Here is a 4,791-nt window from a genome sequence, read left to right on the forward strand (position 1 = left end):
GCCCCGGGGGGGGGGGGGGGGGCGGCGGGCGCCCCGCCCCCGGGGGGCGCCGCGGCCCACCCCCCCCGGCGCCCGCCCCCCTCGGTGCGGGTGAGGGGTGGGGCCCCACCCGGGCCTCCCCCGGCCCGGGCCCCCCCCTTCGCGTTGTCCGGGAGGCTCAGATGCCGCCGGTGGACAGCAGTCCTCCGTCGACCCGCACGCAATCGCCGGTGATCCACGCGGCCTCGTCGGAGACCAGGAACGCGATCAGCCTGGCCACATCCTCCGGAACGCCGAGGCGCTTCAGCGGGTAGGCGCTCGCGGCCCGCTCCTCGTCCGCCGAGTACAGCGCGTCGGCGAACTTGGTCTTCACCACGCCCGGCGCCACCGCGTTGACGCGGATGTTCGGGCCGAGCTGCCAGGCCAGCTCCTCGGTGAGCCGGATCAGCGCCGCCTTGGACGCCCCGTAGGCCGAGATGACACCGGAGGACCGGATGCCCGCGACACTGGCGACGTTCACGATCGCGCCACCGTGCTCGGCCATCCACGCCCGGTAGGCCTGCTGGACGTAGCCCAGCGAGGCGACCACGTTCACATCGAAGATCTTGCTGACCCCGCCCAGGTCGGCGTCCATCAGCGAGCCGTACACCGGGTTGATGCCGGTGTTGTTGATCAGGATGTCCAGCGATCCGAACTCGGTGACCGCCCTGGCCACGGCCTCGGCCCTGGCATCGGCATCGCCCGCGTTGCCCGCCAGCGTGCTCACCTGGCCCTTGTGCCCGAGGGCGCGCAGCTCGGCCGCCGCGGCCTCGAGCGGCTCGGGCTTGCGCGCGGTGATCAGCACGTTCGCGCCGCGGCGCATCAGTTCGGCGGCGGTGGCGAGGCCGATGCCGCGGCTCGCTCCGGTGACGAGGGCGGTCCGGCCAAGGAGATCGGTAGTCATGCGACGAGAGTAACCAGGCTCACACCGGGCGGCGCCGGTTCGGCCGCCGAGTTCGAGGACGGTAAAATGAGTGGTTCTTGCCGAGACCGACGGTGCACGATGGGTCGGTTCGGCGGCCACCCTTTTTTCCGACACGAGGAGATTCCCTGTGATCACGGCGACCGACCTGGAGGTCCGGGCCGGAGTCCGCACCCTGCTCTCGGCCCCGGGGCCGGCGCTGCGGGTGCAGTCCGGCGACCGGATCGGACTGGTCGGGCGCAACGGCGCGGGCAAGACCACCACCCTGCGCATCCTCGCGGGTGAGGGCGAGCCCTACGCCGGAAAGATCGTGCGCTCCACCGAGATCGGCTACCTGCCGCAGGACCCGAAGGAAGGCGATCTCGATGTGATCGCCCGCGACCGGGTGCTCTCCGCGCGCGGCCTGGACACCCTGATCCGGGACATGGAGAAGCAGCAGGCGCTGATGGCCGAGGTCGTCGACGAGAAGGAACGCGAGAAAGCGATCCGCAAGTACGGCCGCCTCGAAGACCAGTTCTCCTCGCTCGGCGGCTACGTCGCCGAGAGCGAAGCGGCCCGCATCTGCAACAGCCTCGGCCTGCCCGACCGGGTCCTGGGCCAGCAGCTGCGCACCCTCTCCGGCGGTCAGCGCCGCCGCATCGAGCTGGCCCGGATCCTGTTTTCCGCCTCCGACGGCTCCGGTGGGCGCTCCGACCGCATCCTGCTGCTCGACGAGCCGACCAACCACCTCGACGCCGACTCGATCACCTGGCTGCGCGGGTTCCTGCAGAACCACGACGGCGGCCTCATCGTGATCAGCCACGATGTCGAACTGCTCGAGGCCGTGGTCAACAAGGTGTGGTTCCTCGACGCGGTGCGCGGTGAGCCCGATGTCTACAACATGGGCTGGAAGAAGTACCTCGACGCCCGCGCCACCGACGAACAGCGCCGCGTCCGCGAGCGTGCCAACGCCGAGAAGAAGGCGAGCGCGCTGCGTCAGCAGGCCGCCAAGCTCGGTGCCAAGGCCACCAAAGCCGCTGCGGCACACCAGATGGTGCGCCGCGCCGAGCGGTTGATGTCGGAGCTCGACGACGTGCGCGTGGCCGACAAGGTCGCCCGCATCCGCTTCCCCGAGCCCGCGCCGTGCAGCAAGACCCCGCTCATGGTGAACAACCTCACCAAGCTCTACGGGTCACTCGAGATCTTCACCGGCGTCAACTTCGCCGTCGACAAGGGCAGCCGCGTCGTGGTGCTCGGCCTCAACGGCGCGGGCAAGACGACCATGCTCAAGCTGCTCGCCGGCGTCGAGACGCCGACCTCGGGCGGGGTCGAGCAGGGCCGCGGCCTCAAGGTCGGCTACTTCGCCCAGGAGCACGACACCCTCGACGACGAGGCCTCGGTGTGGGAGAACATCCGGCACGCCTCCCCGGACGCGGGCGAGCAGGAGCTGCGCAGCCTGCTCGGCGCCTTCATGTTCACCGGTCCCCAGCTCGAGCAGCCCGCCGGCACGCTGTCCGGCGGTGAGAAGACCCGTCTGGCCCTGGCCGGGCTGGTGTCCTCGGCGGCGAACGTGCTGCTGCTCGACGAGCCGACCAACAACCTCGACCCGGTCTCGCGCGAACAGGTCCTCGAGGCGCTGCGCACCTACGCGGGCGCCGTCGTCCTGGTGACCCACGACCCGGGCGCGGCCGAGGCGCTGAACCCGGAACGCGTCATTCTGCTGCCCGACGGCACCGAGGACCACTGGTCGAACGAGTACGCGGAGCTGATCGACCTCGCCTGAGCCATCGCGGGCCCAGAACGCGGTGTGTCGCGCGTGAAACGCTGTGTCGCGAGGAAACTCGCGGGTCTCAGGTGAGTTTCATCACGGTTTTCGTTGATCACCGACTCCGGAGTGTCTAGCCTGGAATCAGCTGCTCGGCGACTCGGAGGAAGCCATGAGCGACAGTGCGAGACAGGCCGCTCGGTCGGCCAAGGGCAAGACGACGATCGGTAAGGCTGCGCTGGGGAAGGGCACCCGGGTCACGGGCAAGTCCCGCGACCGGTTGCAGTCCCAGCTGAAGAAACAGTACGAGGCGGGAGCGAGCATCCGCTCCCTGGCCAGGACGACCGGCCGCTCGTATGGCTTCATCCACAATGTGCTGGTCGAATCGCACGTCGAGTTACGCGGCCGCGGCGGCGCCAACCGGCGTAAGAATCCGGCCGACTGACCGGCCTCACCAACCGGGGACGGCACCGTCCCCGCGGACGAGCAGGTTCGCCAGGCTGGTGAACAGCGGCAGGCCGGTCTTGATCTCCAGATACGCGAACTGGCCCTGCGGGTTCACCTCGAGGAAGTAGTACTCCCCGTCGCTGCCGAGGCGCAGGTCGACGACGCCGAAGCTCAGCCCGAGGGCGCCCATCAGGGTGGCCAGCGACTTGCTGACCGAGGCGGGCAACCGGTCGCGCGTGAACCCCACCGAGGTATCGAGCCGGGAATCGACCCGGCCGACACCCGCCTGCGAATCGATACGCACCGCCCACTCGACGCCGTCGACCCACACCACCCGCAGATCGCAGCTGGCCTCGACATAGTCCTGGAACGTGGTGGGTGTCGACCGGATCGAACCGAGCCTGCTCAACTCGGGCCTGGTGATGATCCTGGTCTCGGAGAACTCGCCGCGGCCGGTCCCCGTGCGCTTGTACACCACTGGGCCGGAACGGGATTCGACGAAACTGCGGGCCTCGTCCGGATCGTTGGTGATCAGCGTCTCGGGAATGGTGAAGCCCGCGCGCTGCGCCGTCTCCAGCTGCACGATCTTGCGGCTCGCGGTGCGCTCGGCGGCCGGATCGTTGACCCAGTAGGCCGGGATCGACCACAGCATGCCCTGCAGGAACCCGTCGCACTCGGCCTGGCGGAACTCGTCGTCGGCGACGCGCACGCCGTGCGGCACCCGGCACGGGTGCGGCCTGCGCCACCACACCGCGCGCACGTCGTCGAGACCGTGGACATGGGCGAGCGCGCGGTTGGTGCCTGCCTTGTCGAGCCGGAAACTGCCTGTCTCGGTGGGGAAGTCACGCAGGTCGAGCCGGATCGGGTCGAGCCCGTGGTGTTCTCGCAGGGTGGCGGCCAGCGCATCGGCGTGCAGGTCGTCGGTTTCGGAGACGATGAGCACCGCGTCGGTCGCGCGTTCCATGACGGTGGGCCGCTTCAGTCGAGGCTGTCGCAGTTGATGCCGTCGTGGAAGGTGAACGTGGCGCCGGTGACGCCGCCGCGTTCGGCGATCCGCAGCTTGGTCGCCCAGGCGCGGGTGGCCTGGGCCAGCAGGTCGTCACCGAGGGCCTCCGACGGCTCGGGGGCCAGCGTGATCGGCCGGTCGACGAGTTCGACGCGCATCCTGCGGGTGAAATCCGCGGTGGCGCCGGGCCGGATGTCGACGCGCACCCGCCGTTCGCCCGCCGCGGCGCGATCCTCGGTGAGCCGCACGATATCCCGCCGGTCGAAGGTCCACGTACCACCGTCGACGCGCACCGAGATGTCGCGATCGGACTCGGCCACCAGCAATCCGCGCAAGGCCGGGCCCCGATCTCGGGACGACGCGGTAGCGGGGAGGTGGATGGCGTCGGTCATGGGCACTCACTCCGATCTTCTCGTCTGCTCGCGATTTGCCAGAACCCCCGAAGGTGCTACGGATCATAGCGTGCGAGCGGGCGTCGCCGAGCCGGTTCGCAAGATTTGCAGAGCCCTGGGCAAACCGCCGAGCGGCGCGTGATCCCCTAGCGGGGAGAGAATTTCGGACAACCGGACCGCTGATCGCCCCGTCGCACCGGCAATCGATCAGCTAACGATGCCGGACATTGGGAGGGGGGCGCCAGGCGCGCTCTGTGATGGG

General features: G+C 69.9%; 5 protein-coding genes. 2 read left to right on the forward strand and 3 right to left on the reverse strand.

What is annotated here, in order from left to right:
- Positions 1 to 157: 157 nt before the first annotated feature.
- The gene (locus ACFWPJ_RS25025; protein WP_378854826.1) at positions 158 to 922 is read right to left on the reverse strand and encodes an SDR family oxidoreductase; all 765 of its coding nucleotides are present in this window, start codon (positions 920 to 922) and stop codon (positions 158 to 160) included.
- Positions 923 to 1,070: 148 nt separating this feature from the next.
- Between ACFWPJ_RS25025 and ACFWPJ_RS25030 the strand changes: the two genes are divergently transcribed.
- Together ACFWPJ_RS25030 and ACFWPJ_RS25035 are read left to right on the forward strand one after the other, a co-directional pair.
- On the forward strand, positions 1,071 to 2,702 hold the full coding sequence (locus ACFWPJ_RS25030) for an ABC-F family ATP-binding cassette domain-containing protein (RefSeq protein ID WP_378854827.1): 1,632 nt from the start codon (positions 1,071 to 1,073) through the stop codon (positions 2,700 to 2,702).
- Positions 2,703 to 2,856: 154 nt separating this feature from the next.
- On the forward strand, positions 2,857 to 3,129 hold the full coding sequence (locus tag ACFWPJ_RS25035) for a helix-turn-helix domain-containing protein (protein ID WP_378854828.1): 273 nt from the start codon (positions 2,857 to 2,859) through the stop codon (positions 3,127 to 3,129).
- Between the two features lie 6 nt (positions 3,130 to 3,135).
- Here the strand turns inward: ACFWPJ_RS25035 and ACFWPJ_RS25040 are convergent, their stop codons facing one another.
- Together ACFWPJ_RS25040 and ACFWPJ_RS25045 are read right to left on the reverse strand one after the other, a co-directional pair.
- Positions 3,136 to 4,095 carry an MvdC/MvdD family ATP grasp protein gene (locus ACFWPJ_RS25040; protein WP_378854829.1) on the reverse strand — a complete coding sequence of 320 codons (960 nt, stop codon included), beginning with the start codon at positions 4,093 to 4,095 and terminating at the stop codon, positions 3,136 to 3,138.
- Between the two features lie 14 nt (positions 4,096 to 4,109).
- Positions 4,110 to 4,529 (reverse strand): hypothetical protein, encoded by a 420-nt coding sequence (locus ACFWPJ_RS25045; protein WP_378854830.1) that lies wholly within the window; start codon positions 4,527 to 4,529, stop codon positions 4,110 to 4,112.
- Between the last annotated feature and the right edge of the window lie 262 nt (positions 4,530 to 4,791).

The organism is Nocardia sp. NPDC058497 (assembly GCF_042720195.1).
GTDB lineage: Bacteria > Actinomycetota > Actinomycetes > Mycobacteriales > Mycobacteriaceae > Nocardia.

Excerpts from the sequence above, each read along its gene's own strand:
- ACFWPJ_RS25025 (WP_378854826.1), bottom strand. The coding sequence starts at position 922 with ATGACTACCGATCTCCTTGGCCGGACCGCCCTCGTCACCGGAGCGAGC.
- ACFWPJ_RS25035 (WP_378854828.1), top strand. The coding sequence starts at position 2,857 with ATGAGCGACAGTGCGAGACAGGCCGCTCGGTCGGCCAAGGGCAAGACG.
- ACFWPJ_RS25040 (WP_378854829.1), bottom strand. The coding sequence starts at position 4,095 with ATGGAACGCGCGACCGACGCGGTGCTCATCGTCTCCGAAACCGACGAC.
- ACFWPJ_RS25045 (WP_378854830.1), bottom strand. The coding sequence starts at position 4,529 with ATGACCGACGCCATCCACCTCCCCGCTACCGCGTCGTCCCGAGATCGG.